The sequence below is a fragment of the Streptomyces sp. NPDC059866 genome, from assembly GCF_042731325.1.
Classification (GTDB): domain Bacteria; phylum Actinomycetota; class Actinomycetes; order Streptomycetales; family Streptomycetaceae; genus Streptomyces; species Streptomyces flavusporus.
Map to the genome: position 1 here is coordinate 432,293 of NZ_JBHWJT010000001.1, position 26,729 is coordinate 459,021.

A 26,729-nucleotide genomic window follows, 5' to 3' on the forward strand; every position below is an offset into this window, starting at 1 on the left:
GGGTAGCCGCGCTCCTTCCACTGGCGGACAGGAAAATCCCCCGGTGCCGGGACGGGAGCCCGGCGGTGGGGAAACGCGGCAGACAGTAGCCCCGTCGCGGGGTGCCGGCCAAAGAGATCCGCGGCCACACAACGTGACGCCCCGCCGCTGACGCAGGTCACCGGCGGGGCGTGGGGTCAGTCGCGGTTGCCGTAATTCGCCCGTTCGGGCGGCACGCCGTGCTGATCTTGAAGGGTCGCGGCCCGTGGATCAGATCCGGACGCCGAACTGGTACGGCATGTTGTTGATCGACTCGTAGCGCACGACCGTGCCGGTGCGCGGGGCGTGCAGCACCTGGCCGTTGCCCGCGTAGAAGCCGACGTGGTGCAGGTCGCCGTAGAAGATGACCAGGTCACCGACCTTGAGGTCGGACTGGCTGTAGATGCGCGTACCGGCGTTGGCCTGGTCCTGCGAGATGCGCGGTATGGCGACGCCGGCCTGGGCGAAGGCCCAGGAGGTCAGGCCCGAGCAGTCGAAGGAGGACGGGCCGGAGGCGCCGTAGACGTAGGGCGAGCCGATCTTGCTCTGGGCGGCCTGGAAGGCGGCCATGGCCCGGCCGGAGGCGGCGCCGGTGTTGCCGAGGTCCACGCGGGCTTCGGACGACCGGCTGGCGCGCTCCTCCTCGGCGGCGAGGGCGGCCTTCTCGGCGGCCGTCAGCGTGTTGAGCAGCTTCTGCGCCTCGGCGAGCTTGGCCTGAACTTCCTTCTTCTTCTTGCCCAGTTCGGTGCGGGTGGAGGCGAGGTCCTTGAGCTTGTCGGAGGCCTCGGCACGCTCCTGGGCGAGTTCGCGCTGCTTCTCCTGGATCTTCTTGAGCGCCTCGACCTGCTGGCTGCTCAACTGGTCGAGCGTGGAGGCCTTGTCGAGGTAGTCGTCCGGGTCGGCGGAGAGGAAGAGCTGGACGGAGGGGTCGATGCCGCCGGAGCGGTACTGGGCGGTGGCCATCGAACCGAGGCCGTCGCGCAGCTCGTTGACCTCTTCCTGGCCGCGGGCGACGTTGTCCTGGATGGTGGAGATCTCCTTCTGGAGCTTCTCCTGCTTCTCCTTGGCCCCGTTGTACTTCTCGGTGGCCTGCTCAGCCTCTTCGTAGAGCTTGTCGACCTTGGCCTTGACCTCGTCCTTGCTCGGCTTCTCGCTCGGCGCGGCGTTGGCGGCCTGCGAGCTCAGGGCCACGGCAGCGGCGGCTGCGGTGGTCAGCACGGTCACTCGTGCGCGACTCGGCTGCTTGGGTCGACGGTGGGACGCCACGGGGGCGAGCTCCTTCATGTGAGTGATCACCCGGTAGGAGGTTCGAGCAGACCCTAGTGACCCGACTGTGATCAGTTCAAATCCTCAGCTGAAAAATCCCGTCACACCCTGCATTCTTTACTCACAACTCACATGATGTGACGTCCACCTGACGCTACGTTGTGCACAGATATGACCAATTCAGGCAAGCGGTCCGTGCGTTGCGATTGGGGCGTTACGTAGTGCATGGGACGTACGCCGCACAGGCTCAAATCCGTTGAAAACGGACTCAACCTCGTTGAAATCGCTTGAGAAGCACCACCGACGCCACCGGCCGTGCTCCCGCCCGTGCCACCCCGTCGGCCACCTCACGGTCGGTCGAGACGACGATGACCGGACGGCCCGGCGGTTCGGCGCGCACCAGCTGGCGGATCAATTCGTCCGCGGTGACGCCCGGTTTGGAGAACAGCACCCGCACCCCACGCGGCGGCGCCAGCAGCACCGGCGCGGCCAGCTCGGCCCCGTCGAAGACACAGGTCACCTCGGCACCGGACTGGGCGGCGAGCTGCGAGAGCTGCCCGAGCAGCCTCAACCGCTGTTTCTCCAGAGGCATTTGGGGATAGCCGGTCTTGGTGACGTTGTAGCCGTCGACGACCAGATGCGCCTGCGGCAGCGCGAGGAGCTGATCGAGGATCGCGGGGTCGTTCTCGGACAGGGCCCGCGCGGCGATGTCCTTCGGGGTCATTCGTCCCGGTTCGACCGCGTCCACGGTCTCGGCGGGACGTACGGACACCGGCGGCAGCGCCAACTCCCGCCTGAGCCCCTGCGCCGCGTCCAGCACGGTGTCGAGCAGCAGCCGCACCCGCATGTCCTCGACGCTGCGCCCCTCGCGCGCGGCCTTCCGGGTGGCCTCCAGGGCGGCCTCGGCCTCCCCCAGCCGCGCCTTGAGCCGCCGCGACTCGCTCTCGGCGGCGGACACCTGTGTGTGCCCCTCGGCGCGTACGGCCTCGATCTCGCCCTGCACCTTGCGCAGGGCCGCCTCACCGCGCTTGACGTCGCTGAGCGCGGCACGCAGCTTGCGGTGAAGCGATTCGGCTTCCTTCTTGGCGGCTTCCAGCTCGGCGCGCAGCCGCTCGGTCTCGGTGCGGGTGTGGTCACGGGCGGCGGCGAGTTCGGCGCGCAGCCGCTCCAGTTCGGCCCGGTTCTCGTCGTCGGCGCGCTCGGCGTCCGCCCGCAGGGCCTCCTCGCCGGCGGCGGTCACGAGCTTGACCCAGCCGGTGGGGCGCAGCACATAGGCCGCGGCGGCCACGTCCAGCGGGTCCGCGGCCGGCGGCGGCGCACCGGAGTCGAGGGCGCCCGCGAGCTCCGGTTGAGCCTCCCTCAGCTTCTCGCCGATGCGCTGCCGGAACAGCGGGTCCGTCTCCAGCGCCGCGGCCATGGCGTTGCCGGCGAACTTGGCGCGGCGATTCGGGGCGAACCGGGCGTACTGCCTCAGTTGTGTGGGCAACTCGGCGACGGTCAGCCCGCCGAAGCCGTCGGAGACGATCTGCACGACCCTCCGGCGCACCCCTTCGGGCAGCGGTCGGTCGAGCACCTCAGCGGCGCCGTCGCCCGGCCCCCCGCCTGCGGTCTCCACCATCCGTCACCCCAATGCCCGTAGGGGCCCGCTCCCGGTCAGGAGCCGGCGCCCGGCCTGTCCACGAGTTCCACCTGATCCACGGCGTTGCACCACCGGCAGCGCACCGACTCGATGGTCTCACTGACCACCTCGCGCTCCTCGACCTTCGGCTCACCGGCCAGATCGAGGTGGACGTATTCGACGACCTTCGACGAGCGGGTCACATCGAACCGGGTGAGGTTGCCGCAGAGCGTGCAGCGCCACCGCGTGGTGGCGGTGGGCAGGGGAACCGTCATCGTGGCTGTGCTCTTTCCTTCTAGGTCTTCTATTTTCCGTGATGCGCCAGTTTCCCTGGAGCGTGTGGCTCGTAACCCTACGGCCTGGCGCATACTCACCGCCGGTCTGCTCCCGGCGGCGAGGCGGTCTGCGCTGTTGCGTCCGCTTACGTCATGCTCTGTGTTCATGATCAGCAAGTGGAGTGCGGTGGCCCGCCGGGCGGTCCGGCGGCCGACGGCGCCGGTGACGTACGGACTGATCGCCCTGTGCTGCCTGATCTTCCTGACCGGCCCCGCCTCGGGCCTCTCTCCGGCGTACGGCTCCGGCGACGCGCTGCTCGCCGTGCAGCAGGCCTACTTCCGCCACTGGGGCGTCGTGCCCGCAGAACTGTTCGAGGGTGCCCCGAGGGCAGCCCTGACCCCGGCCACGGCCCTCTTCGTCCATGGCAGCTGGCTGCATCTGCTCGGCAACATGCTCTTCCTCTACGTCTTCGGGGTGATGACCGAGGAACGGATGGGCCGGGTCGAGTTCACCTGTTTCTACGTCGGCTGCGGCTACCTCGCCCTGCTCGGGTACGCGGGCGCCCACGCCGGCTCCGAGCAGTCGCTGGTCGGCGCCTCGGGGGCGATCTCGGCGGTGCTGGGCGCGTTCCTGTTCCTTTTCCCCCGCGCCCGGGTGACCAGCCTCCTGCCCTTCCTGCTCTTCCTGCCGCTGCGCTTCCCGGCGTGGGTGGTGCTGCCGTTCTGGGTGGCCCTGCAGTGGCTGGCGGCGGGACAGGCGACCGGCGGGCCGGGGGTGGCCTACCTGGCCCACCTGGTGGGCTTCGCGCTGGGCTTCCTCTACGCGTGGGCGCGGTTCGGCCGGACAGCTAGAGTGAAGGCCGCCCCAGCTCCGGCCACCGAGGGAGAGAACCAGCCGTGATCACCGCGATCGTCCTGATCAAGACCAGCGTGGACCGGATCCCCGAGATCGCCGAGCAGATCGCCTCGCTGGACTCCGTCAGCGAGGTCTTCTCGGTCACGGGCACCTACGACCTGATCGCGATGGTCCGGGTCAAGCAGCACGAGAACCTGGCCGACGTCATCCCCGGCCGGATCAGCAAGATCCCCGGCGTGGAGGCGACGGACACGCACGTGGCGTTCCGGACGTACTCGCAGCACGACCTGGAGGCGGCGTTCGCCATCGGCCTGGACTCCTGAGCCAGGCCTAGACCACGGGCACGCAGCGGCCCTCCTCCGTCCGGTACTGCCACTTCGCGCCGTGCCGGACGAGTTCCTGCACGGCCTTCACGAAGCGCTCCACATGCTCGTCCGGCGTCCCCGCGCCGAAGCTGACGCGGATCGCGTTGAGGGACTTCTCGCCGGGCGCGGCCTCGGGGGCACCGCACTCGCCCTGGCTCTGCGGGTCGCTGCCCAGCAGGGTGCGGACGAGGGGGTGGGCGCAGAAGAGGCCGTCGCGGACGCCGATGCCGTACTCGGCGGACAGGGCGGCGGCGAAGTGGGAGCTGTTCCAGCCGTCGACCACGAAGGAGATCACGCCGACCCGCGGGGCGTCGTCGCCGAACAGGGACAGCACCCTGACCTCCGGGACCTCGGCGAGCCCCGCACGCACGGTGTCGATCAGGTGCCGCTCGCGGGCGACGAGGGTGTCGAAACCCGCCTCGGTGAGCGCCTTGCAGGCGGACGCGACGGCATAGGCGCCGATGACGTTGGGCGACCCGGCCTCGTGCCGCGCGGCGCTCTCGTGCCACTCCACGTCCACTCCCCCGTCCGCCCGCCGGGTGACCTTGCGGCTGGCGCCGCCGCCCGCGAGGTACGGCTCGGCCGCGCGCAGCCAGTCGGCACGGCCGGCCAGCACACCGGAGCCGAACGGGGCGTACAGCTTGTGCCCGGAGAAGGCGACCCAGTCGACGTCGAGGTCCTGCACCGACACCGGGTGGTGCGGGGCGAGTTGGGCGGCGTCCAGGACGATCCGGGCGCCGTGCGCGTGCGCGGCCGCGGCGAGTTCCCGTACGGGCCACAGCTCGCCGGTGACGTTGGAGGCCCCGGTGACGCACACGAGGGCGGGGCCGTGGGGGTCGCGGTCGGCCAGGGCGCGCTCCAGGGTCCGCACGGCCTGCTGCGGGGTGCGCGGGGCGTCGAGGTAGCTGACGCGGGCGTCCTGCCAGGGCAGCAGCGAGGCGTGGTGCTCGGTCTCGAAGACGAAGACCTGGCAGTCGGCGGGGAGCGCGGCGGCGAGCAGGTTGAGCGAGTCGGTGGTGGACCGGGTGAACACCACCTGGTCGTCCGCCCGGCAGTCGAGGAACTCGGCGACGGTCCTGCGGGCGTTCTCGAAGAGGTCGGTGGACAGCTGGGAGAGGTATCCGGCGCCGCGGTGGACACTGCCGTAGTACGGCGCGTACGCCGCGACGTCGTCCCAGACCCGCTGCAGCGCGGGCGCGCTGGCGGCGTAGTCGAGCGCGGCGTAGGTGACTTCGCCACCCGTGACGAGCGGGACGGTGACATCCCGCCCCAGAACGGGCAGGGGGGAGCAAACGGACTGGGCGGCGGCAGCGGTGGAGACGGACATGGGTGTACTCCCGTGATCGCAGGCGAAGATGACCGCGCGAGCGGCACGGCTCAAGCGCGGAAAGGGGTGAAAAGGGTGTGCGGAGGCGGGGCTCTGCGGCCCTAGCGCATTCGCTTGCTCACGGAAGGCTCCCTCGACGACCAGGACCCCTGGTCCCACACTCGTTCCCAAGTGTGCGAGGGGTCCGCGCTTGTCGTAGACCTCGCTGCCTACGACCTGGTCTTCACCCGGGGCACCCCGCCACGGACGGAGGGTTGCCGGACAGCCGGCCGGGGCCTTTCAGCTGTCGCTCATGACCTGGTACAGCATCCTGCCATACGATCTTCGATGCGCAAGGGCGCAGTCCAGGATCCGGACTGCGCCCTGTATCACACCAGCTCGGTCTCAGGCGTTGCTGGCGGCCACCCACCGTTCCAGGACCCGCTTCGCCGCACCGGAGTCGATCGATTCCGCCGCCTTCTCCATCCCGGCCCGGATCTGCTCGGTCAGCGGCGCAGCCGTCGGCGCCAGCGCCACCAGCGCCGCCGCCGAGTTCAGCAGCACCGCATCTCGCACCGGGCCCTGCTCCCCGTCGAGCAGCCGCCGGGCGACCTCGGCGTTGTACGAGGCGTCGGCGCCGCGCAGCGCCTCCAGCGGCACCAGCTCGATCCCGACGTCCCGCGGGTCGAGGCGCTCCTCGGTCACCTTGCCGTCCCGGACGACCCAGACCCGGGAGGTGGACGCGGTCGTCAGCTCGTCGAGGCCGTCGTCGCCGCGGAACACCAGGGAGGAGTTGCCGCGTTCGGCGAAGACGCCGGCCACGATGGGCGCCATCCTGAGGTCGGCGACACCCACCGCCTGTGCCTTCACCTTGGCCGGGTTGGTCAGCGGACCGAGGAAGTTGAACGTCGTCCGGATGCCCAACTGCCCGCGCGCCGCCGCCACATGACGCAACGCCGGGTGGAACTTCACCGCGAAGCAGAAGGTGATCCCGGCCTCCTCGGCGACCTCCGCGACCCGCTGCGGCGTCAGCTCCAGATTGACGCCGAGCTTCTCCAGCACATCGGACGCCCCGGACGCCGAGGACGCGGCCCGGTTGCCGTGCTTGACGACCTTCGCACCGGTGCCGGCGATGACGATCGCGGACATCGTGGAGATGTTGACGGTCTTCGCGCCGTCGCCGCCGGTGCCGACGATGTCGACGGTGTCGCCCGGCACCTCGATCACGTTCGCGTGGTCGTACATCGCCCGGACGAATCCCGCGATCTCCTCGACGGTCTCACCCTTGGCGCGCAGTGCCACCGCGAACCCGGCGATCTGGGCGTCCGTCGCCTCGCCCCGCATGATCAGGTCCATCGCCCAGGCGGTGTCGTCCGCGCTGAGGTCGTGGCCCTGAAGCAGGCCGTTCAGCAGGGCGGGCCAGGAACGGCCCGCCGCGGTGTCGCCTCCAGCGGGGGTCACAGCGCTCATAAGCCGCTCCTGGGTCAGTCCCGTACACCGGGACACGAGTCTCGAACAGGTCCACCCTATCCAGCCGCGGGCACGGCGAAGGGCCCCGTCCGAACAACGGACGGGGCCCTTCGCTGTGGCGTGGCTGACGCAGTGATCAGTGGTGGCCGTGGCCGCTCGTGATCTCCTTGTACTCCTCGACGGTGGGCTTGGGGATCTGGGCGTCCTCGCCGTAGTACGCCTCGCTGAGCTTGGCGCGCAGCTTCTCGGAGCCCTTCACCTTGCGCTCGACGCCGTGCTCGTCGACCGTCGGGCCGATCTCGGCCGGCTGGTACTGCTCGTGCGCCGTGATCGTGTGCAGCTGCTCCTGGCTGAGCGGCTCGTGCACCTCGATGAACTCACCGTGCGGCAGGCGCTTGATGGTGCCGGTCTCCCGGCCGTGCAGCACCTTGTCCCGGTCCCGGCGCTGCAGGCCGAGGCAGATCCGCTTGGTGACGATGAACGCGATGACCGGTCCGACGAAGAAGCCGATCCGGACGAACCAGGTGACCGCGTTGATCGACAGGTGGAAGTGGGTGGCGATCAGGTCGTTGCCACCACCGACCAGCGTGATCATGTACAGCGTGATCCAGGCGACGCCGAACGCGGTACGCGTCGGGGCGTTGCGCGGGCGGTCCAGGATGTGGTGCTCACGCTTGTCGCCGGTGATCCAGGCCTCGATGAACGGGTAGAGGGCGAGCACCACCAGGACCAGACCGAAGAGCACCAGCGGGATGAACACGCCCAGGACGAGCGTGTGACCCCAGAGATTGATCTCCCAGCCCGGGAAGTAGCGGACCAGACCCTCGGCGAAGCCCATGTACCAGTCGGGCTGGGCGCCCGTGGACACCTGGTCCGGGCGGTAGGGGCCCATCGCCCAGATCGGGTTGATCTGCGCGATCGCCGCGATGGCCGCGATGACACCGAAGACCAGGAAGAAGAAGCCTCCGGCCTTGGCGATGTAGACCGGCAGGAACGGCATGCCGACGACGTTCTTGTTGCTCTTGCCGGGGCCCGCGAACTGCGTGTGCTTGTGGTAGAAGACCAGGATCAGGTGGCCGACCACCAGGCCGAGCATGATGCCCGGCAGCAGCAGGATGTGGATCGAGTAGAAGCGGGCCACGAAGTCGGTGCCCGGGAACTCTCCGCCGAACAGGAAGAACGAGATGTACGTGCCGACGATCGGCATGGACAGGATCGCGCCCTGCGTGAAGCGGACACCGGTGCCGGAGAGCAGGTCGTCCGGGAGCGAGTAGCCGGTGAAACCGGTGAACATGCCCAGGACGAACAGCAGGAAGCCGAACAGCCAGTTGACCTCACGCGGCTTGCGGAACGCGCCGGTGAAGAACACCCGGAACATGTGCACGAACATCGCGGCCAGGAAGATCAGCGCGGCCCAGTGGTGGATCTGCCGGATGAGCAGACCGCCCCGGACGTCGAAGCTGATCTCCAGCGTCGAGGCGAACGCCTCCGACATGAGCTGGCCCTGCAGCGGGACGTAGCTGCCGTGGTACTCCACCTCGTTCATCGACGGGTGGAAGAACAGCGTCAGGTACACACCCGTGAGGATGATGATGATGAAGCTGTAGAGCGCGATCTCACCCAGCATGAAGGACCAGTGGTCCGGGAAGATCTTGCGCATGTTGGCCTTGGCCAGGGAGTAGATCCCCAGCCGGCCGTCGGCCCAGTCGGCGACGCGCTCGCCGGCCGGTGCCTTCCCGCGAGAGCGGGCATCGGAGGTGGTCGTAGTGCTCATCCGCGCTCCCAGAATGCAGGGCCGACGGGCTCTGCGAAGTCGCCGAGCGCCTCGAGGTAGCCCTCGTCGTTCACGCCGATGCGCAGCTGCGGAAGGGCGTGGCCGGCGGGGCCGAAGATGACCCGGGCACCGTCGGAGAGGTCGAAGGTGGACTGGTGGCAGGGGCACAGCACGTGGTGCGTCTGCTGCTCGTACAGCGAGATCGGGCAGCCGACGTGGGTGCAGATCTTCGAGTACGCCACGATGCCCTCGTGCGACCACTCGAGCTCGCGCTTGTCCTTGATGTCGCCCGGCTGGAGCCGCACGATCATCAGGGCCGCCTTGGCGATCTCGTTCTGGAAGTCGTGGTCGTGCTCCTCCAGGCCCTCGGGCTTGGCGAACGTGAGCGAGCCGACGGCGACGTCCGAGGGACGCAGCGGCTCGTTCGTGTTCATGTTGACGAGGAGCTTGCCCTTCTTCCACAGCGTGTGGCGCAGCTTGGTCTCGGGCAGCGGGCCGAGGTCGCGCAGCAGGACGACGCCGGAGAGCGGCACCAGGGTGAGCGCGCCGAGCATCGTGTTGCGGATCAGCTTGCGGCGGCCGAGCGCCGACTCCTTGGCGCCCTGCTTGAAGTCCGCGTGGACCTTCGCACGGACCTCGGGGGACGCCTCGATCGGGTGGCGCTCGTCGGCGATCTCCACGTCGGACATCAGGGTGCGGGCCCAGTGGACCGCGCCCGCGCCGATGCAGAACAGCGCGATGCCGAGCGTCAGACCCAGCGCGAAGTTCAGGGCGCTGAGGTGACCGATCGGGAAGACGAAGATCGACTTGTCGACCGGGATCGTCACATACGCGGCGATGAAGCCGACGGTGGCCAGCATCGACACCGTGAACAGCAGGGCGACCGTACGCTCGGACCGCTTGGCGGCCCGCTCGTCGATGTCCTGGATCCGGTGCTCGTGGGGCGGCAGGCCCGGGTCGGCGAACGGGTTCTTCTCGTCCGCGACCGCTACGGCGCGGTCCTGCTCAGCGGGCAGGTTCTCTTCTGGAATGTCTTGGCTACTCATGACTTCTTGGCCTTTGCGGTCCGAGCGGCGACCCAGACGGCGACCGCGACGAGCGAGCCCAGACCGAAGACCCACGAGAACAGGCCCTCAGTGACCGGCCCGAGGCCGCCCAGCTCCAGACCGCCGGGGTTCTCCGTGTGCTCGGTGTTGACCGCCTCCAGGTACGCGATGATGTCCTTCTTGTTCTGCTCGGACAGCGTCGTGTCGGGGAAGGAGGGCATGTTCTGCGGGCCGGTCTGCATGGCCTCGTAGATGTGCTTCGGGTCCACATCCTCGAGGGTCGGCGCGTACTTGCCCTCGGTGAGCGCACCGCCCTTGCCGGTGAAGTTGTGGCACTGCGCGCAGTTGTTGCGGAAGAGCTCGCCGCCCTTGCCGATGTCCGCGCCCTCCGTGCCGTACTGCTCCTTGGTCGGGACGGTCGGGCCGGCGCCGAGCGAGGAGATGTACGCCGCGAGCTGGTCGATCTCGGCCTGGGTGTACTGGACCTTCTTCCGCGGAAGCTGGGCGCCCTGCGAGGTCGCCGCCGGCATGCGTCCGGTGCCGACCTGGAAGTCGACCGCCGCCGCGCCCACGCCGACCAGGCTCGGACCGTCGGTGGTGCCCTGACCTCCGGTGCCGTGGCAGCTGGCGCAGCCGACGGCGTAGAGCTTCTTGCCCTCGTCGATGGCGAGGGACTGGGCGGTCTCATCGGCCTGCGCCTTGCCCGCGGGAGCGAGCGCGGTGTACAGCCCCCCAGTGGCCGCCAGCGCGAGGAGTAGGACGACGACCGCCGCCAGCGGATGGCGTCGTCGTGCGGAGAGCTTTTTCACGGATTACCCCGGTGTCAGGATCTTCTGCGTCGATGCTTCTGGAATGGGTGCTCGGGAGTCGGTCCCGGGCTACTTGATCATGTAGATCGTGGCGAAGAGGCCGATCCAGACGACATCGACGAAGTGCCAGTAGTAGGACACGACGATGGCGGCGGTCGCCTGCTCGTGAGTGAACCTCCGAGCCGCGTAGGTACGGCCGAGGACCAGCAGGAAGGCGATGAGACCGCCCGTCACGTGCAGGCCGTGGAAGCCGGTGGTCAGGTAGAACACCGAGCCGTACGGGTCGGAGGACAGCGAGAGGCCCTCGTGCCTGACCAGCTCGGTGTACTCGTAGACCTGACCGCCGATGAAGATCGCACCCATGACGAAGGTGACGATGAACCACATCCGGAGCTTCTTCACGTCACCGCGCTCGGCGGCGAACACGCCGAGCTGGCAGGTGAGGGAGGAGAGCACCAGGATCGTGGTGTTCGTCGCCGAGAACGGGAAGTTCAAGGCCGCGGCCTTCTCACTCCAGAACTCGGGTCCGGTCACCGATCGCAGGGTGAAGTACATCGCGAAGAGGGCCGCGAAGAACATCAGCTCGGAACTCAGCCAGATGATGGTTCCGACGCTGGTGAGGTTCGGCCGGTTGACCGACGGGTGCGCGTGCCCGGTATCTACTGTCGTTGCTGTCGCCACGACCGACATTATGTCGGTCGCTTATCCCGCCCTCACTCCGGGGGGTGCCGTTCGGAGTGTTCGCAGCGTGTGGACTGCCCGTATGGCCCATCGAAGACGTGTCCGAACCGGTGTTGACGAGGTGTTCAAGGGAGTAGCATCCGCGGCATCGGGCCTTTCCGTCCGGCCTTTCCGTACGACACTGACGTCTCGGAGGAAGCATGCAGCCGACCGCCACGGTGCTGGTCTACAGCGACGACTCCAACACGCGCGCACAGGTGCGGTTGGCCTCCGGCCGGAGGCCGGCTCCTGACGTCCCTGTCGTGGAGTTCGTCGAGTGTGCGACTCCGGGTGCCGTCATCAGGGAGCTGGAGAAGGGCGGGATCGACGTCTGTGTGCTGGACGGTGAGGCCGTGCCCATGGGGGGCATGGGGGTGTGCCGGCAGATCAAGGACGAGGTGTTCAACTGCCCGCCGGTGCTGCTGCTCATCGGACGGCCTCAGGATGCGTGGCTGGCTACGTGGAGTCGGGCTGATGCGGCGGTGACGTTGCCGGTGGAGCCGGTGGAGTTCGCGGGGGCGTTGGCTTCTCTGTTGCGGCAGAAGAGGCTGGCCACCGCCTGAGGGGCAGGGCGACAGGGTTTCGGCTGCGGGGCGCGCTCACACAGCCGTTGGTCGCAGTCTTGGCGTCTCCTTGGAGCCCGGGGCCTCCGGGTTGCCCACCAGCAGGGCGCTGCCCTGGCGCCACTTCTTCCAGTCGACGTTCCAGTCGCCGTAGCCGTTGCCGAAGGGTTCCATCATCTTGCCGTTGGAGTTGACGACCTGGACCACGTCGCCCTCGCGGACGTTCTCGTAGAACCAGCCCGCGTTGGTGGTGTTCATGCCGATGCAGCCATGGCTGACGTTGGCGGAGCCCTGGTCGCCGACGGACCAGGGGGCGGCGTGCACGTACTCGCCGCTCCAGGTGACCCGGGTCGCGTAGTAGACGGGCAGGTCGTACGACTCCGAGGTGCCCTCGGCGATGCCGACCGTGGTGCCGCGCATGCGTACGAAGTACTCCTTGCCCAGGACGACCTTGACGCCGTTGCGGGTCTCGAAGCCCGACTTGCCCATGGTGATCGGGATGGAGTTGATCTCCTTGCCGTTCTTGTAGATCGTCATCCGGTGGGTGTCGGCGTCCCCGACGGCGATGACCTGGTCACCTGTGGTGATCTTCAGGGGCTTCGCCGGGCCGCCCCAGAGGTGGTCGCTGATCTTGATGCCGTCCAGGGTGCTGCGGACCCGGATGGTGGCGTGGGCGGGCCAGTATTCCTTGGGGCGGTAATGGAGCTTCTTGTCGTCGACCCAGTGCCAGGAGCCCTCCACCGTGGGGGTGGACTCCACCTTGAGGCCGCGTTCGACGATGGCGCGCTGGGCCCTGTCCCGGACGGGCTGGTTCAGGTCGGCGGTGATGGGCTGGCCGACGCCGTACGTGCCCGCCACGGGGCCGAAGGCGGCGTTCAGTCGCTTCTTGGCGCGGGGCTTGCCGGTGTCGAAGGTGAGGACCCGGCGGCCGGGTGCCCCCTCCTCGTCCTCGGTGCTCACGCGGACCGTGTAGTGGGCGTCCGCGGCCAGCGGAGAGGTGCTGTGCCAGCGGCCGCCGTCCGCGGAGAGTTCGCCGGAGACACGGCGCCCTGCGGCGTCCATGGCCGTGACGTCCGTGATACGGCCCTCTGAGGCGTCGGCGGTGACCTCCAGGGGCTTGTCCGGCTCGACCTTCTTCCCGGTGTCGGCGGGGCCGTTGAAGGCGATCAGCTCCGCCGCGTCGTAGGGCTCGGCGGACAGCGGGTGGCCATCGCTGCCGCAGGCGGTGACGCCCGCACCGAGAGCGATGACCACCAGCGTGCAACCGGCGGCTGTGCGGGTGCCCCGAAGGTGTGCTGTGTGGCTCATGACCTCACGCTATGGAGCTTCGTCAACGTCGGCGCGGTGAGTCGTCCGGACGAGGGAGTGAGGGGCTGGGAAAGGGCCGGGGAAAGGGAGAAGCCCGGACGCTCCTGACGGAGTGTCCGGGCTTCGGCGACGCTCAGCGCGTCCTACTGGGTGCGGTTCTCACCGCGGTAGTACTCGAAGACCCAGCCCCACAGGCCGACCAGCAGGATCGGCGCGGAGAAGTACACCAGCCACCAGCCGACCGCGATACCGAGGAAGGCGAGGGCGCCACCGACGGCCAGCGCCAGCGGCTGCCAGCTGTGCGGGCTGAAGAAGCCCAGCTCGCCGGCGTCGTCCGCGACATCGGCCTCCTTGTCGTCCTGTGCACCCGCGTCGACCCGCCGGGCCGTGAAGCCCAGGTAGAAGCCGATCATGATGGACAGGCCGAAGGCCAGGAAGAGGGCTGTGGTGCCGGCCGGCTCCTTCGACCACACGCCGTAGACGATCGCCACGACGAGGATGAAGACGCTCAGCCACATGAACATCTTGCCCTGGATTCTCACTTGCCGGCCTCCTTGCCACCCGCGAGGGCGCTGGCACCGTGGCCGCCGTGCCCGAGCTCCTCGAGGGCGGCGATGTCCGGGTGATGCAGGTCGAACGCCGGGGACTCGCTGCGGATCCGCGGCAGGGTGAGGAAGTTGTGCCGCGGCGGCGGGGAGGAGGTGGCCCACTCCAGGGAGCGGCCGTAGCCCCAGGGGTCGTCGACGCCGACCGGCTTGCCGTACTTGGCCGTCTTCCACACGTTGTAGAAGAACGGCAGGACCGACAGACCCAGCACGAACGAGCTGATCGTCGAGATCGTGTTCAGGGCGGTGAAGCCGTCGGCGGCCAGGTAGTCCGCGTAACGGCGCGGCATGCCCTCGGCGCCCAGCCAGTGCTGGACCAGGAACGTGCCGTGGAAGCCGATGAACAGCGTCCAGAAGGTGATCTTGCCGAGCCGCTCGTCGAGCAGCTTGCCGGTGAACTTCGGCCACCAGAAGTGGAATCCGGCGAACATCGCGAAGACGACCGTACCGAAGACGACGTAGTGGAAGTGCGCGACGACGAAGTACGAGTCGGAGATGTGGAAGTCCAGCGGCGGCGAGGCCAGGATGACACCGGTCAGACCACCGAAGGTGAAGGTGATCAGGAAGCCGGTCGCCCAGAGCATCGGTGTCTCGAAGGACAGCGAGCCCTTCCACATCGTGCCGATCCAGTTGAAGAACTTCACACCGGTCGGGACGGCGATGAGGAACGTCATGAAGGAGAAGAACGGCAGGAGCACACCGCCGGTGACGTACATGTGGTGAGCCCACACCGTCACGGACAGACCCGCGATCGCGATGGTCGCCGCGATCAGACCCGAGTAGCCGAACATCGGCTTGCGGGAGAAGACCGGGATGATCTCACTGATGATGCCGAAGAACGGCAGCGCGATGATGTACACCTCTGGATGGCCGAAGAACCAGAAGAGGTGCTGCCAGAGCAGCGATCCGCCATTGGCCGCGTCGAAGATGTGCGAGCCGAACTTGCGGTCCGCCTCCAGCGCGAACAGGGCCGCGGCCAGGACCGGGAAGGCCAGCAGGACGAGGACACCGGTCAGCAGGACGTTCCAGGTGAAGATCGGCATGCGGAACATCGTCATGCCGGGTGCGCGCATGCAGATGATCGTGGTGATGAAGTTGACCGAGCCGAGGATGGTGCCGAACCCGGACAGCGCCAGACCCATGATCCACATGTCGGAGCCGACGCCCGGCGAGCGAACCGCGTCCGACAGCGGGGAGTAGGCGAACCAGCCGAAGCTCGCCGCACCGTTCGGGGTGAGGAAGCCGCCCACCGCGATGAGCGAGCCGAACAGGTACAGCCAGTAGGCGAACATGTTCAGCCGCGGGAACGCCACGTCCGGGGCGCCGATCTGCAGCGGCATGATCCAGTTCGCGAAACCGGCGAACAGCGGCGTCGCGAACATCAGCAGCATGATCGTGCCGTGCATCGTGAACGCCTGGTTGAACTGCTCGTTCGACATGATCTGCGTGCCCGGGCGGGCGAGCTCGGCGCGCATGAAGAGCGCCATCACGCCACCGATGCAGAAGAACGCGAACGACGTGACGAGATACAGGGTGCCGATCGTCTTGTGGTCAGTGGTCGTCAGCCACTTCACCACGACGTTGCCGGGCTGCTTGCGCCGGACGGGCAGCTCGTTCTCGTAGGAGCCGGCCTCGGCGGCACCCGCGGGTTCGTTGAGGATGCTCACAGCTGGTTCGTCTCCCGGTTCTTCTCGTGGCTCGTCTGCGCGATGCCGGCGGGAACGTAACCGGTCTGCCCCTTCTTGGCGAGGTCCTTGAGGTGCTGCTCGTAGCGCTCCGGCGAGACGACCTTCACGTTGAACAGCATCCGGGAGTGGTCGACGCCGCACAGTTCGGCGCACTTGCCCAGGAAGGTGCCCTGCTTGTTGGGGGTCACCTGGAAGGCGTTGGTGTGGCCCGGGATGACGTCCTGCTTCATCAGGAACGGCACCACCCAGAAGGAGTGGATGACGTCACGCGAGGTGAGGACGAAGCGGACCGTCTTGCCCTCGGGCAGCCACAGCGTGGGGCCGGGGTTGCCGGTCTGCGGGTTCCGCTCGCCCGGCGTACCGCAGGTGTAGACCCCGCCCGCGTCCGCGGGGAAGTCCTCCTTGTACCGCTTCGGAACGGCGTCGAGTTCCTTGGCGGTCTTGGCGTCGCCCGTGGAACCCTCGACGTTCTCGATGTAGTTGAAGCACCAGCTCCACTGGAAGCCGACCACGTTGACCGTGACGTCGGGCTTCTTCGACAGGTCGAGGAGCTTCGACTCGTCGCGGGCCGTGAAGTAGAAGAAGACCGAGACGATGATGATCGGAACCACCGTGTACAGCGCCTCGATGGGCACGTTGTACCGGGTCTGCGGAGGAATCTCGACCTTGGTGCGGCTGCGCCGGTGGAAGATGACACTCCACAGGATCAAGCCCCACACCAGCACGCCGACGGCGAGCGCGGCAGCCCAGGATCCCTGCCACAGGGAGAGGATCCGCGGAGCCTCTTCCGTGGTGGGGGTGGGCATACCAAGGCGGGGGAAGTCCTCGTATGTGCAACCGGTAGCGGTCGCCAGGACCAGGCCCGCGGTCAGTGCCTGCAGCAGCTTCCGCCGCATCGGGCGCCGCGGCGAGCGGTCGGAGCCGTTGGGACTCACGTAGCGCCTTCCCGAGAGTCTCGCCCGCGCGTCGGCTGCGGCCTTCTCGCTGGTCGGTCGCCGCCCTGCGTCGGGCAGGGGTTTGGATGTTTATGCGGACCAAACCCTACTGGACGCTATTTGGGGTCGCGCGGGGAGGGTACCCAACGCGCCGCGGGTCACCCCGAAGGGATGCCGTGCCCGTCCGGGGGACGCCCTCCGGACCTTCGAGTGCCCGCCTCGGGACCGGTTCTGACACCTCCTCCGGAGCAGGAGTTAGCGTGGGCGTGTGCCCTACTTCGATGCTGCCTCCTCGGCCCCGCTCCATCCCGTGGCCCGCCAAGCCCTGCAGGCCTCCCTGGACGAGGGCTGGGCCGATCCCGCACGTCTCTACAAAGAGGGACGCCGGGCCCGGTTGCTGCTGGACGCGGCGCGGGAGGCGGCCGCGGAGGCCGTGGGGTGCCGGGCGGACGAGCTGGTGTTCACCACCTCCGGGACCCGTGCCGTGCATGCCGGTGTCGCGGGGGCGCTGGCGGGGCGGCGGCGGGTCGGACGTCACCTGATCGTGTCGTCGGTCGAACACTCCTCGGTGCTTCACGCGGCCGAGGTGCACGAGGCGGACGGCGGGACGGTCACCCAGGTCGCGGTGGACCGCGCGGGGGCCGTGACACCTCAGGCGTACGCCGCGGCGCTGCGGCCCAACACCGCGCTGGCGTGTCTGCAGTCGGCCAACCACGAGGTCGGCACCGTGCAGCCGGTGGCCGAAGTGGCCGACGTGTGCCGGGAGGCGGGGGTGCCGCTGCTGGTGGACGCGGCGCAGTCGCTGGGCTGGGGCCCGGTGGCGGGCGACTGGTCGTTGCTGACCGCGAGCGCCCACAAGTGGGGCGGGCCGTCGGGTGTCGGACTGCTGGTGGTCCGCAAGGGAGTGCGCTTCGCTCCGCAAGGGCCCGCGGACGAGCGGGAGTCGGGGCGGGCGGCCGGGTTCGAGAACATTCCGGCGATCGTGGCCGCGGCCGCCTCCCTGCGCGCCGTACAGGCGGAGGCGGCCGAGGAGGCGGTACGGCTGCGGGAGCTGACGGACCGGATCCGGGCGCGGGTGCCGGAGGGTGTGGGGGATGTGGAGGTGGTGGGTGACCCGGTGCGCCGGCTGCCCGGGATCGTCACCTTCTCCTGTCTCTATGTCGACGGGGAGACTCTGCTGCACGAGCTCGACCGCTCCGGCTTCTCCGTCTCGTCCGGGTCGTCTTGTACGAGCAGCACGCTGACGCCGAGCCATGTGCTCAAGGCGATGGGGGTGCTGAGCGAGGGCAACGTCCGGGTGTCGCTGCCGTCCGGGGCGTCGGCGGAGGACGTCGAGCGGTTCCTGCAGGTGCTGCCCGGGGCGGTCGCGGGGGTCCGGGAGAAACTGGGGGCGCCCGCTCCCGAGACGGCGGTACGGGGGGACTCCCTCGTCGTGGACGCGGTGGGCAAGCTCTGCCCGATCCCGGTCATCGAACTGGCCAAGGTCATCGGCGACGTGCCGGTGGGCGGCACCGTGCGCGTACTGGCGGACGACGAGGCGGCACGCCTGGACATCCCGGCGTGGTGCGCGATGCGGGGGCAGGAGTACGTGGGTGAGGAACCGGCGGACCAGGGCTCTGCCTATGTGGTCCGCCGGTTGACCTAGGGGCTGCTGCCCCCCGGCGGACCCTGGTCAGCTCAGGTGCGCCCTGACGTCGTCGGCGGCGTCATGGCCGTACGCCTTGGTGAAGCGGTCCATGAAGTGGGCGCGGCGCAGCGCGTACTCCTGGGTGCCGACCGTCTCGATGACCAGCGTGGCCAGCATGCAGCCGACCTGCGCGGCGCGCTCCAGGGAGACGCCCCAGGCGAGGCCGGAGAGGAAACCGGCGCGGAAGGCGTCGCCGACGCCGGTGGGGTCGGCCTTGCGCTCCTCCTCCGGGCAGCCGACCTCGATGGGGTCCTCGCCGGCCCGCTCGATGCGTACGCCGCGCGAGCCGAGGGTGGTGACGCGGTGGCCGACCTTGCCGAGGATCTCCTCGTCCGTCCAGCCGGTCTTGGACTCGATGAGGCCCTTCTCGTACTCGTTGGAGAAGAGGTACGTCGCCCCGTCCAGCAGTATCCGGATCTCCTCGCCGTTCATGCGGGCGATCTGCTGGGAGAAGTCGGCGGCGAACGGGATGGACCGGGAGCGGCACTCCTCGGTGTGCCGGAGCATCGCCTCCGGGTCGTCGGCGCCGATGAGGACGAGGTCGAGGCCGCCGACGCGGTCCGCGACGGTCTTCAGCTCGATCAGGCGGGCCTCGCTCATGGCACCGGTGTAGAAGGAGCCGATCTGGTTGTGGTCGGCGTCGGTGGTGCAGACGAAGCGGGCCGTGTGCAACGTCTCGGAGATGCGCACGGAGGCGGTGTCGACGCCGTGCCGGTCCAGCCAGGCCCGGTACTCGTCGAAGTCGGAGCCCGCGGCGCCGACCAGGACCGGCCGGGTGCCGAGCTGGCCCATGCCGAAGGCGATGTTGGCGCCCACGCCGCCCCGGCGTACATCGAGCTTGTCGACCAGGAACGACAGCGAGACCGTGTGCAGCTGGTCCGCGACGAGCTGGTCGGCGAAGCGGCCGGGGAAGGTCATGAGGTGGTCGGTGGCGATGGAGCCGGTGACTGCGATGCGCACGGCGTGGAATCTCCCGGGTGGAGGGGGTTGACAGTCCACGCTACCGAATAGGGACGGCGGCGCTGAAGCGGATGGCCGAGGGTGGCGGGTTGTGCCGCAACGGGCGAGGGCGGCGGTGAAGCAGGTAAAACTACCCGATAGTAGATCTTTCTTCGCGGGCCTCGGCGTGCCTACGGTTTCATCATGACGAATCTCGACGCCCCTGCTCCCGCCCCAGCCGACCTGGAAGGCGACCTGGCGTCGCTGCGCGGCGACTGCGCCCGGATGGCTCCGCACTGGACGGTCCCCGACCGGATCGCCACCCGTCCGGTCCCGCCCTCGCTCATCCACGGTGTGACCGTGCCGCCGAAGTCGGCGCGGCTGCTGGAGGCGATGTCGGACTACGGCGACTGAGCCGACCCGCCCGGGAACCGTGTGCTCCCCCGCTGCGTCCCATCGCTGTCCCCTGTAAAGGGGATACGGGATACGACCCATCAGCGGCCCCCTTCCGGCAGGGCCGGGTCACCAGGGACAGCTGTGCAGCCGAAGGAGCGATGCGGTGAACACCGAGCGACCCGACAACGACGACGTCTCGGGCGAGACCGGCGCCACCGAGCCGACCGAGGACGCGCGGGGCGCTGCGGAGGCTTCGGGGACGGCGGATGCGTCTGTTTCTGAGGCGCCGGAGCCTGCTTCGGAGGCGTCGGATACGCCTGCTTCGGAGGCGTCGGATGCGGCAGACACGTCCGCTTCGGAGATGCCGGAGCCTGCTTCGGACGAGTCGGACACCGTGGACGTGTCTGTTTCGGGGGCGTCGGACACGAGCACCGGTGAGTCCGAGGGCGACGGCGACCCCCGGCCTGCCCGGCGTCGCTCCCCCGCGGTCATCGCGTCGGTCGCTGCCGCGGTGCTGCTCGTCGGGGGTGGTGGGGCGTATCTCGCGGCGTCCGCCGGTGGTGGGGCGGGCGGTGGTGTGGGGTCCGGGGCGCCGGCCGGGGACGGTACTCCCCCGCCGCTGGCCCTCGACGGCTACTCGGAGGGCGCCACGAACGGCATCGCCCCCGGTGAGCCCGACCCGAACGGTGTCACCTACCGGGCCTCCGGCGCGCTCCCGGACGGCCCCGGCTCGGCGCCCGTGTACCGGGCGACGGGTGAGGTCACGAAGGCGGAGGTGACACGGCTCGCCAAGGCGCTCGGCCTCGACGGGACGCCGGTCGGCGAAGGGCAGGCGTGGCGGATCGGGGGCCAGGACGGTCAGGGGCCCAGCCTCCAGGTGAACCGGCAGGCGCCCGGGACCTGGACGTTCAGCCGGTACGTCCCCGGCACCGACAACTGCGAGAGCACCACCGTGTGCGCCAAGGATCCCGGCGCCCCGGCCGCCGACCCGGTGAGCGAGGCGACGGCGAGGAAGGCGGCCGCACCCGTCCTGAAGGCGGTCGGGCAGGACGACGCCGAGGTGGACGCCGGCCAGGTCATGGGCGCCCAGCGGGTGGTGAACGCCGAGCCGGAGATCGGCGGGCTCGTCACATACGGCTGGCCGACCGGGATCACCGTCGGCGCCGGGGGCGAAGTGGTCGCCGGCAGCGGCCAGTTGAAGGCGCCGGTGAAGGGCGACACGTATCCCGTGCTCAGCGCGGCCGAGACGCTGAAGCTGATGAACGCGGCGCAGGAGCCGGGCCACCGGGTCGGCATCGGCGGCTGCGCCAGTCCCGTACCGCTGGAGGACCGGCCTCAGGCGACCTGCGGAGAGGCGACCGGCGCCGCCCCCCGGCCGGAGCCGATCATGGTCGAGGACGCGGTGTTCGGGCTGGCCTCGCACTTCGTCCAGGCACGGCAGACGCTGGTGCCGTCCTGGCTGTTCGAGGTACGGACGCCCGGCGCCGAGGACGGTTTCACGGTCACGTATCCCGCGGTCGACCCGAAGTACCTCACCTCGACGACGCCCAGCGCGCAGCCCAGCCCGCGGCCGAGCGCGCCGGGCGACGAGCCGACGTCGGCGCCGGCCACACGGGACGTGCGAGTGGAGGGCTACACCGCCGAGGGCCGGGAGCTGACCGTGAGCTTCACGGGCGGGGTGTGCGCCGACTACGAGGCGAAGGCGACCGAGAGCGCCGACCGGGTGACGGTGACCGTGACCGAGACGCCGTGGAAGGACAAGGTCTGCATCCTGATCGCCAAGGTCCATCACCGCACCGTGCAGCTCGACGAGCCGCTCGGTGACCGGAAGGTGGTCGGGTCGGACGGCAAGGGGATTCCGCTGGAGAAGCCGGGGGCCCGGCTGCCCGAGTAGGAGCCGAGCCGTACAGCATGAAGGCGGCGGCCCCCGTCTCGGGGCCGCCGCCTTCATGCTGTGTTCAGTTGTTCAGCTCGGTGCACGGCTCAGCTGAAGGAGTCGCCGCAGGCGCAGGAACCGGTCGCGTTCGGGTTGTCGATCGTGAAGCCCTGCTTCTCGATCGTGTCCACGAAGTCGATGGTGGCGCCGCCCAGGTACGGAGCGCTCATACGGTCGGTGACGACCTTGACCCCGCCGAAGTCCTTCTCCACGTCACCGTCGAGGGAACGCTCGTCGAAGAAGAGCTGGTACCGCAGGCCGGAGCAGCCGCCGGGCTGGACGGCGACGCGCAGCGCGAGGTCGTCGCGGCCTTCCTGGTCGAGCAGCGCCTTGACCTTGGACGCGGCGGCGTCGGTCAGGATGATGCCGTCGGTGACGGTGGTGGTCTCGTCCGATACGGACATCTACATCTCTCCCGGGTTGTACGGAGACTGCTTGCCGACGAGTGCAACCGGCAAGGCCGCGGATTCATTCCGGGCCGAGCACTTGCCTTTCTTCTTCTTCATGCTCGCACATGCGTGGCAGGCCGCACAGCGCCCTGTGGACAACGCGACAACGCATCGCGACGCCCAGGTGTCGGGATTCACGTCACATCGACGCTATGGCCATCGTCAAACTGACGTGAAGCGGTTATGATAGATAGCGTCATTTCGACGAAAAGTCGAAAAGGTGTCCCGTATGTCCCGCCGATCCGGATTCCCCGGGTCGGCGAGCCGCAGAAAAGAAAGGGTGCGTGTCGTGACCACCGCCCAGACCCAGGAGCTCGACGTACAGCCGACGCCCCTCGCCCTGCTGCTGCTCGGCCGTGAGGCCGACCCGAGGAGCGAGCGGGGCGTGGAGTGTCCCGGCGACCTGCCCTCGCCGTCCGACCCGGACCTGGTCGAGCGCGCCCGCGCGGCCAAGGAGAAGCTGGGCGACAAGGTCTTCGTGCTCGGCCATCACTACCAGCGCGACGAGGTCATCCAGTTCGCCGACGTCACGGGCGACTCCTTCAAGCTGGCCCGGGACGCCGCCGCGCGCCCCGAGGCCGAGTACATCGTCTTCTGCGGTGTGCACTTCATGGCGGAGTCCGCGGACATCCTGACGAGCGACGACCAGAAGGTCGTGCTGCCCGACCTGGCGGCCGGCTGCTCGATGGCCGACATGGCGACGGCCGAGCAGGTCGCCGAGTGCTGGGACGTGCTGACCGAGGCCGGGATCGCCGAGCAGGTGGTGCCGGTCTCGTACATGAACTCGTCCGCGGACATCAAGGCGTTCACGGGCAAGCACGGCGGCACGATCTGCACGTCGTCGAACGCCAAGCGCGCCCTGGACTGGGCCTTCGAGCAGGGCGAGAAGGTGCTGTTCCTGCCCGACCAGCACCTCGGCCGCAACACCGCCGTCCGCGACATGGGCATGTCGCTGGAGGACTGTGTCGTCTACAACCCGCACAAGCCGAACGGCGGGCTGACCGCCGACGAGCTGCGCGCCGCGAAGATGATCCTGTGGCGGGGCCACTGCTCGGTGCACGGCCGCTTCAACCTCGACTCGGTCAACGACGTGCGCGAGCGCATCCCGGGCGTCAACGTCCTGGTCCACCCCGAGTGCAAGCACGAGGTGGTCTCGGCCGCGGACTACGTCGGCTCGACGGAGTACATCATCAAGACCCTCGAGGCGGCGCCGGCCGGATCCAAGTGGGCCATCGGCACCGAGCTGAACCTGGTCCGCCGTCTGGCGAACCGTTTCGCGCCCGAGGGCAAGGAGGTCGTCTTCCTCGACCGGACGGTGTGCTTCTGCTCGACCATGAACCGCATCGACCTGCCGCACCTCGTCTGGGCGCTGGAGTCCCTCGCCGAGGGCAACCTCGTCAACCGCATCGAGGTGGACAAGGAGACGGAGGCGTTCGCGAAGCTGGCGCTGGAGCGGATGCTGGCACTGCCGTAAACGCTGGTCCGGCTCTGCCGTAAACGCCGGTAAGGGGTGCCCTCCCAGGGAGGGCACCCCTTACTCATGCGATCGGTGAGCCTCAGACTCCGGCCGGCTCCGGGGACTTGTCCTCGTCGGCCAGGGGTGCCGCGCCGGACTTCTTCGCCCGCTTCGCCGCCCGCTTCTTCGCCCGGCGCTCCTTGCGGAGCTCCAGCATCGCGTACAGCGTCGGGACCAGGAGCAGGGTCAGCAGCGTGGAGCTGATCAGACCGCCGATCACGACCACCGCCAGCGGCTGGGCGATGAAGCCGCCCTCGCCGGTGATGCCCAGGGCCATCGGCAGCAGGGCGAAGATCGTCGCCAGGGCCGTCATGAGGATCGGGCGCAGACGGTGGCGACCGCCCTCGACCACGGCCTCGACGACGCCGTAACCCTGCCTGCGGTACTGGTTGATGAGGTCGATCAGCACGATCGCGTTGGTCACCACGATGCCGATCAGCATCAGCATGCCGATCATCGCGGGGACGCCCATCGGGGTGTCCGTGGCGATCAGCAGGCCGATCGCGCCCGTCGCGGCGAACGGGATCGACACCAGCAGGATCAGCGGCTGGGCGAGCGAACGGAACGTCGCGACCAGCAGCATGAACACGATCGCGATCGCCGCCAGCATCGCCAGACCCAGGTTGGCGAAGGCCTCGTCCTGGTCCTCGGAGACACCGCCGATCTCGGCCGTGGCGCCCTCCGGGAGGTCCAGCGCGTTGATCTCCGACTGGAGGTCGGCGCTCACCGCACCCGTGTTGTCGCCGGTCGGCTTGGCGGTGATGGTCGCCGCGCGCTGACCGTCGATCCGGGTCATGGAGACCGGCCCGTCGACGACCCGCACGGTCGCGATGTCACCCAGCTTCACCGGGCCCAGGGAGAGGTTCTTCAGCTGGGCCATGGTCTCGGCCGGCTTCGCCGACTTGATGACGACGTCCCGCTCGGTGTCGTCCAGCGTCGCCTTGGCCGCGGTCGTACCGCGCACCGCCTGCGCCACCGCGGCACCCAGCGTCTGGTCGTTGAAGCCGGCGGCGGCCGCCTCGTCCTTGGCCGTCACAGAGATGCGCGGCACGCTCTGCGCCAGGTCGCTGGTGACGTCGGTGACGTCGTCCAGGCCGGCCACCGCCTTGCGGACCTCCTCGGCGGCCGTGCGCAGCACATCCGCGTCGGCCGCCTTCACGACCACGCTCAGGTCCTGGCTGCCGAAGCCGTCACCGGCGGCGATGGTGGTCGTACCGATACCCGAGAGGTCCGCCAGGCCCTTCTCGAGGCGGTCGTGGACGTCCTCGTACGAGGCCGAGTCGTCCAGCATGACCGAGTACAAGGCCTGGTTGGTGTCCGTGCCGCCGCCGAAGGCGGCCATGAAGCCGGACGAACCGACCGTCACCTGGTAGTCCTTGACGCCCTCGGTGTCGGCGAGGAGCTGCTCGACCTTCTGCGCCTGGGCGTCGGTCGCCGCCAGACTGGTGCCCGGCTTCAACTCCTGCTTGACGGTGAGGACCTCCTGCTCGCCCTGGTCGAAGAAGTTGGTCTTCAGCAGCGGCGCCATGCCGAAGGTGCCGATGAGGACCACGACCGCGATCGCCACGCTGGTCAGGCGGCGACGGGTGGCGAAGCGCAGGACGGGGACGTAGAGACGCTGGAGCCTGCTCTTCGCCTCCTTCTCCTCCGCCTGCCGGCGCGCCTCGTCGGCGTCCTCGGGGGTGCCCTTCGGGGCGCGCAGGAACCAGTACGACAGGACCGGCACGACCGTCAGCGAGACCAGCAGGGACGCCAGCAGGGCGGCCGTGACGGTCAGGCTGAACGAGCCGAACAGGGCGCCCACCATGCCGCCGACCAGGCCGATCGGCAGGAACACCGCGACCGTGGTGAGGGTCGAGGAGGTGACCGCGCCCGCGACCTCGCGGACCGCCTTGAGGATCGCCTCCTGGCGCTCCTCGCCGTAGCCGAGGTGCCGCTTGATGTTCTCCAGGACCACGATCGAGTCGTCGACGACCCGGCCGATCGCGATGGTCAGGGCGCCCAGGGTGAGCATGTTCAGGGACAGGTCCCGCGTCCACAGCACGATCAGGGCCAGGACGACGGAGAGCGGGATGCTCACCGCCGTGACCAGGGTCGAGCGGATCGACGCCAGGAAGACCAGGATGACGAGGACCGCGAAGACCAGGCCCAGCGCGCCCTCCGTCGTCAGGCCCTCGATGGACTTCGACACCGCCGGGCCCTGGTCGCTGACGACCGTGACGGTGGCACCGGAGCCGAGGTCCTCCCGCATCTCGGGCAGCTTGTCCTCGACCGCGTTCGAGATGGCGACCGCGCTGCCGTCGTGGTCCATGGTGACGGCGACGGCGAGGCTGGGCTTGCCGTTGGTGCGGGTGAGGGAGTCGGCGGTGGCCTGCTCCTCCTTCACCGTGGCGACATCGCCCAGGCGTACGGGCTTGTCGACGCCCTCGCCGGTGATCATCAGGTCCTTGATCTGCTTCAGCGAGGTGAAGGCGCCGCCGACCTGCACGGTGCGGTTGCTGCCGTCCTCGTCGAAGGAGCCGGCCGGGACGGTGGCGCCGCCCGCCTGGAGGGCCTGTGCGAGGGTCTGCGTGGTCAGGCCCGCCTTGGCCAGCTCCCGGTCGTCCGGGGTGACGGCGACCTGGAGGTCCCGTACGCCCTCCACGGAGACCTGGCGGACACCGTCGATGCCCTTCAGGTCCGGGACGACGGTCCGGTCGAGCCGGTCGGCGAGGGCCTGCTGGTCCTCGTCGGAGGTGACGGCGAGGATGACGGTCGGTATGTCGTCCGTGGAACCGGCGACGACCTGCGGGTCGACGTCGTCCGGGAGCTGCACGCGGGCCCGGTTGACGGCCTGCTGGACATCGGCGACGAGCTGCTTGGTGTCGTTGCCGTAGTCGAAGGACGCCATGATCACGGCGTTGCCCTCGCTCGCCGTGGAGGTGACGCCTGTGATGCCGTCGACGGCCTCGAGGTTGTCCTCGATGGGCTCGACGACCTGCTTCTCGACCACGTCCGGGGACGCGCCCTGGTACGGCGCGAGGACCGACACCATGGGCAGTTCGATGGTGGGCAGCAGCTGCTGCTTGAGCTGCGGGATCGCGATCGCACCGAAGGCGAGCGCGATGATGGACATCAGCCCTATCAGGGCCCGTTGCGCGAGGCTGAATCTTGACAGCCAGGACATGGGTCAGCGTCTCTCTTC

23 protein-coding genes and 1 riboswitch are annotated in these 26,729 nt (G+C 69.1%); of the genes, 7 read left to right on the forward strand and 16 right to left on the reverse strand.

What is annotated here, in order from left to right; genetic code table 11:
- Nucleotides 1-249: 249 nt before the first annotated feature.
- The 3 genes from ACFV7R_RS02010 to ACFV7R_RS02020 all read right to left on the reverse strand — a co-directional run bounded on the left by ACFV7R_RS02010 (nt 250) and on the right by ACFV7R_RS02020 (nt 3,177).
- Nucleotides 250-1,284, reverse strand: a complete 1,035-nt coding sequence (locus ACFV7R_RS02010) for an NlpC/P60 family protein (protein WP_129797455.1) — start codon at nt 1,282-1,284, stop codon at nt 250-252.
- Between the two features lie 268 nt (nt 1,285-1,552).
- On the reverse strand, nt 1,553-2,902 hold the full coding sequence (locus ACFV7R_RS02015; RefSeq protein WP_385258770.1) for an NYN domain-containing protein: 1,350 nt from the start codon (nt 2,900-2,902) through the stop codon (nt 1,553-1,555).
- Nucleotides 2,903-2,937: 35 nt separating this feature from the next.
- Complete coding sequence (locus ACFV7R_RS02020) at nt 2,938-3,177, reverse strand: hypothetical protein (protein ID WP_055541554.1); 240 nt, start codon at nt 3,175-3,177, stop codon at nt 2,938-2,940.
- 166 nt (nt 3,178-3,343) lie between these two features.
- On the opposite strand from ACFV7R_RS02020, the gene ACFV7R_RS02025 reads away from it, so the two are divergent.
- On the forward strand, nt 3,344-4,078 hold the full coding sequence (locus tag ACFV7R_RS02025) for a rhomboid family intramembrane serine protease (RefSeq protein ID WP_385258774.1): 735 nt from the start codon (nt 3,344-3,346) through the stop codon (nt 4,076-4,078).
- Entirely contained in the window at nt 4,075-4,356 is a 282-nt protein-coding gene (locus ACFV7R_RS02030) for an Lrp/AsnC family transcriptional regulator (protein ID WP_224734452.1), read from the forward strand. Before ACFV7R_RS02025 ends, ACFV7R_RS02030 begins: the two co-directional genes overlap by 4 nt.
- A gap of 7 nt (nt 4,357-4,363) precedes the next feature.
- Here the strand turns inward: ACFV7R_RS02030 and ACFV7R_RS02035 are convergent, their stop codons facing one another.
- From ACFV7R_RS02035 to ACFV7R_RS02060, 6 genes are all read right to left on the reverse strand, one after another.
- Complete coding sequence (locus ACFV7R_RS02035; protein ID WP_385258776.1) at nt 4,364-5,725, reverse strand: aminotransferase class V-fold PLP-dependent enzyme; 1,362 nt, start codon at nt 5,723-5,725, stop codon at nt 4,364-4,366.
- Between the two features lie 181 nt (nt 5,726-5,906).
- Nucleotides 5,907-6,023: riboswitch (SAM riboswitch) on the reverse strand.
- Nucleotides 6,024-6,109: 86 nt separating this feature from the next.
- Nucleotides 6,110-7,174, reverse strand: a complete 1,065-nt coding sequence (gene trpD / locus ACFV7R_RS02040; protein WP_385258779.1) for an anthranilate phosphoribosyltransferase — start codon at nt 7,172-7,174, stop codon at nt 6,110-6,112.
- A gap of 136 nt (nt 7,175-7,310) precedes the next feature.
- Nucleotides 7,311-8,948, reverse strand: coding sequence for a cytochrome bc complex cytochrome b subunit (locus ACFV7R_RS02045; RefSeq protein WP_385258782.1), 1,638 nt, complete (start codon nt 8,946-8,948; stop codon nt 7,311-7,313).
- Complete coding sequence (locus ACFV7R_RS02050; protein ID WP_385258785.1) at nt 8,945-9,994, reverse strand: Rieske 2Fe-2S domain-containing protein; 1,050 nt, start codon at nt 9,992-9,994, stop codon at nt 8,945-8,947. Before ACFV7R_RS02050 ends, ACFV7R_RS02045 begins: the two co-directional genes overlap by 4 nt.
- Entirely contained in the window at nt 9,991-10,803 is an 813-nt protein-coding gene (locus ACFV7R_RS02055; protein WP_385258788.1) for a c-type cytochrome, read from the reverse strand. Before ACFV7R_RS02055 ends, ACFV7R_RS02050 begins: the two co-directional genes overlap by 4 nt.
- A gap of 69 nt (nt 10,804-10,872) precedes the next feature.
- Nucleotides 10,873-11,493: a heme-copper oxidase subunit III gene (locus ACFV7R_RS02060; protein WP_385258790.1), complete on the reverse strand. Its 621-nt coding sequence runs from the start codon at nt 11,491-11,493 to the stop codon at nt 10,873-10,875.
- Nucleotides 11,494-11,684: 191 nt separating this feature from the next.
- Here ACFV7R_RS02060 and ACFV7R_RS02065 point away from each other — a divergent pair, with 191 nt between their 5' ends.
- Nucleotides 11,685-12,086: a hypothetical protein gene (locus ACFV7R_RS02065; RefSeq protein ID WP_385258792.1), complete on the forward strand. Its 402-nt coding sequence runs from the start codon at nt 11,685-11,687 to the stop codon at nt 12,084-12,086.
- Nucleotides 12,087-12,122: 36 nt separating this feature from the next.
- On the opposite strand, the gene ACFV7R_RS02070 is transcribed toward ACFV7R_RS02065, so the two are convergent.
- The 4 genes from ACFV7R_RS02070 to coxB form a co-directional block, all read right to left on the reverse strand.
- Nucleotides 12,123-13,394 (reverse strand): Ig-like domain-containing protein, encoded by a 1,272-nt coding sequence (locus ACFV7R_RS02070; protein WP_385258795.1) that lies wholly within the window; start codon nt 13,392-13,394, stop codon nt 12,123-12,125.
- Nucleotides 13,395-13,537: 143 nt separating this feature from the next.
- Nucleotides 13,538-13,936, reverse strand: coding sequence for a cytochrome c oxidase subunit 4 (locus tag ACFV7R_RS02075; protein WP_385258797.1), 399 nt, complete (start codon nt 13,934-13,936; stop codon nt 13,538-13,540).
- Entirely contained in the window at nt 13,933-15,666 is a 1,734-nt protein-coding gene (ctaD, locus tag ACFV7R_RS02080) for a cytochrome c oxidase subunit I (RefSeq protein WP_385258798.1), read from the reverse strand. The genes ACFV7R_RS02075 and ctaD overlap by 4 nt, the downstream gene beginning before the upstream one ends.
- On the reverse strand, nt 15,663-16,622 hold the full coding sequence (coxB, locus tag ACFV7R_RS02085) for a cytochrome c oxidase subunit II (RefSeq protein ID WP_129803770.1): 960 nt from the start codon (nt 16,620-16,622) through the stop codon (nt 15,663-15,665). Before coxB ends, ctaD begins: the two co-directional genes overlap by 4 nt.
- Nucleotides 16,623-16,890: 268 nt before the next feature.
- On the opposite strand from coxB, the gene ACFV7R_RS02090 reads away from it, so the two are divergent.
- On the forward strand, nt 16,891-18,267 hold the full coding sequence (locus ACFV7R_RS02090) for a cysteine desulfurase/sulfurtransferase TusA family protein (protein WP_385258801.1): 1,377 nt from the start codon (nt 16,891-16,893) through the stop codon (nt 18,265-18,267).
- Nucleotides 18,268-18,294: 27 nt separating this feature from the next.
- Here the strand turns inward: ACFV7R_RS02090 and ACFV7R_RS02095 are convergent, their stop codons facing one another.
- Nucleotides 18,295-19,269: a carbohydrate kinase family protein gene (locus ACFV7R_RS02095; RefSeq protein ID WP_385258803.1), complete on the reverse strand. Its 975-nt coding sequence runs from the start codon at nt 19,267-19,269 to the stop codon at nt 18,295-18,297.
- A 183-nt stretch (nt 19,270-19,452) separates the two neighbouring features.
- On the opposite strand from ACFV7R_RS02095, the gene ACFV7R_RS02100 reads away from it, so the two are divergent.
- Nucleotides 19,453-19,662 (forward strand): hypothetical protein, encoded by a 210-nt coding sequence (locus ACFV7R_RS02100; RefSeq protein WP_129803767.1) that lies wholly within the window; start codon nt 19,453-19,455, stop codon nt 19,660-19,662.
- A gap of 145 nt (nt 19,663-19,807) precedes the next feature.
- Nucleotides 19,808-21,538 carry a hypothetical protein gene (locus ACFV7R_RS02105; RefSeq protein ID WP_385258806.1) on the forward strand — a complete coding sequence of 577 codons (1,731 nt, stop codon included), beginning with the start codon at nt 19,808-19,810 and terminating at the stop codon, nt 21,536-21,538.
- Between the two features lie 89 nt (nt 21,539-21,627).
- On the opposite strand, the gene ACFV7R_RS02110 is transcribed toward ACFV7R_RS02105, so the two are convergent.
- Nucleotides 21,628-21,984: an iron-sulfur cluster assembly accessory protein gene (locus ACFV7R_RS02110; protein ID WP_006135694.1), complete on the reverse strand. Its 357-nt coding sequence runs from the start codon at nt 21,982-21,984 to the stop codon at nt 21,628-21,630.
- Between the two features lie 334 nt (nt 21,985-22,318).
- Here ACFV7R_RS02110 and nadA point away from each other — a divergent pair, with 334 nt between their 5' ends.
- Nucleotides 22,319-23,503 carry a quinolinate synthase NadA gene (nadA, locus tag ACFV7R_RS02115; RefSeq protein WP_129803545.1) on the forward strand — a complete coding sequence of 395 codons (1,185 nt, stop codon included), beginning with the start codon at nt 22,319-22,321 and terminating at the stop codon, nt 23,501-23,503.
- 82 nt (nt 23,504-23,585) lie between these two features.
- Here the strand turns inward: nadA and ACFV7R_RS02120 are convergent, their stop codons facing one another.
- On the reverse strand, nt 23,586-26,711 hold the full coding sequence (locus tag ACFV7R_RS02120; RefSeq protein WP_385258809.1) for an efflux RND transporter permease subunit: 3,126 nt from the start codon (nt 26,709-26,711) through the stop codon (nt 23,586-23,588).
- Nucleotides 26,712-26,729: the final 18 nt, after the last annotated feature.